Source organism: Candidatus Nitrotoga sp. 1052 (genome assembly GCF_927312905.1).
Taxonomy (GTDB): domain Bacteria; phylum Pseudomonadota; class Gammaproteobacteria; order Burkholderiales; family Gallionellaceae; genus Nitrotoga.
In genome coordinates, this window is the sequence record NZ_CAKMHQ010000074.1 from 1 (window position 1) to 1,447 (window position 1,447).

Annotated in this window: 1 protein-coding gene; it reads right to left on the reverse strand. The window is 47.4% G+C overall.

Features of this window, described 5'->3' with window-relative positions; translation table 11 throughout:
- Positions 1-165: 165 nt before the first annotated feature.
- A complete protein-coding gene (locus MJ768_RS13415) occupies positions 166-1,161 on the reverse strand; it encodes an IS30 family transposase (RefSeq protein ID WP_239292439.1) in 996 nt (331 codons plus the stop codon).
- Positions 1,162-1,447 lie beyond the last annotated feature (286 nt).

Here is a 1,447-nt window from a genome sequence, read left to right on the forward strand (position 1 = left end):
AAACCGGACATTTCTATTTTGCAGAAAACCGGACATTTCTATTTAGCGTTGACACAGGGAATTTGTGGTCTTCATGCGACTACTTTCGGTAGTTTTTATCTTGAGTTAATTTGCTGCAAAAAATTATTTGGGTGTAACTAGTGTAGTTCACCATAAACGGCGGATTCAACTTCGAAGTGCAACAGCTAATGATGGCTTGGTGTAGCGTATCTCCACCCCAAATAATACTTCATGCGGTGACCTGAAACCCAGCACTTTGCGTGGCCGGTGGTTGAATCGTTCTACCACTCGCTGCACTTGCTCCTCGGTAACGTCAGTCAACTCCATGCCTTTGGGGAAGTACTGCCGGAATAACCCATTACTGTTCTCGTTCAGACCTTGCTCCCAGGAACTGTATGGATGCGCGAAATAGATCAAAGCCTGTAGTTCTGCTGCGATGCTTTCATGTCCCGCAAACTCTTTGCCGTTATCGAATGTAATGGTGTGGCATGTGTTTTTATGGGGACTCAGCAAACTCGTTGTCACAGCCGTTACACCCTCGGCATGTTTGCTGCGTATGTGCCCCGCCAACACATAGCGCGACTTCCTTTCAGCCAGTGTAACCAGCCCACCTTTGTGATTCTTGCCGATGACGGTATCACCCTCCCAATCGCCCATGCGCGTCTTTTGGTCAACGATTTCCGGACGTTCATCAATGCTGACACGGTTCTTGATCATGCCTCGCCGCTCTTGCCCGCTCGCATAACGCTTGCGGCGTGGTTTCTGGCTGCACAAATGTTGGTGCAGGCCTCCACTATTTTGTTTGTCCGCGTAAATGTGTTGGTAGATGATCTCATGGCTGATCTGCAATTCGTTTTCCAACTCAAGCCGGTTGGCGACTTGTTCTAGGCTGAGGTCTTCCCGGATCAACCTATCGACTTCCGCCCAACTATCCGATGAAAATTGCTTGCCATTGATACAGGCTTGCTTGCGCTCATCACATAACGATTGCGCCTGCTTTGGTCGCCAGCCGCGTTGACCTTTGTTTCGCCTAAACTCTCGTGAAATCGTCGACTTGTCCACGCCAATCTTTTGGGCAATCCGAGTTTGATTCAAACCCGCTTGTTTCAACCCATAAATCTGATATCGTTGCCCGCTGGTGAGCTGCTTATATTTCTTCATCTGTGCTCCTTTTACTTGGTCGTTTAAGTGGCTCCGATATTAACGCAGCTCGCCACCTAAATTCACTTACAAAAGTTGCACTTCAGAGTTGAATCCGCCTCTTATTAAGCAAAGTTAGCTTATAAGGCTCGCCTTAACTTTACGTTTACTAATTACAGTCCGCGAGACCTAAACCAAATAAAGTAACTGAGGTGGGCGGGACACTTAAGTTCGCATTAGGAACGACCCAACTATAGTGGACCCCGATATTCAGACAATAAATTAAGGTGGTAACCTGCTGTAATTG

What these genes read in the sequence shown, in the direction of transcription:
- MJ768_RS13415 (WP_239292439.1), bottom strand. Translation starts at nt 1,161, where the DNA reads ATGAAGAAATATAAGCAGCTCACCAGCGGGCAACGATATCAGATTTAT.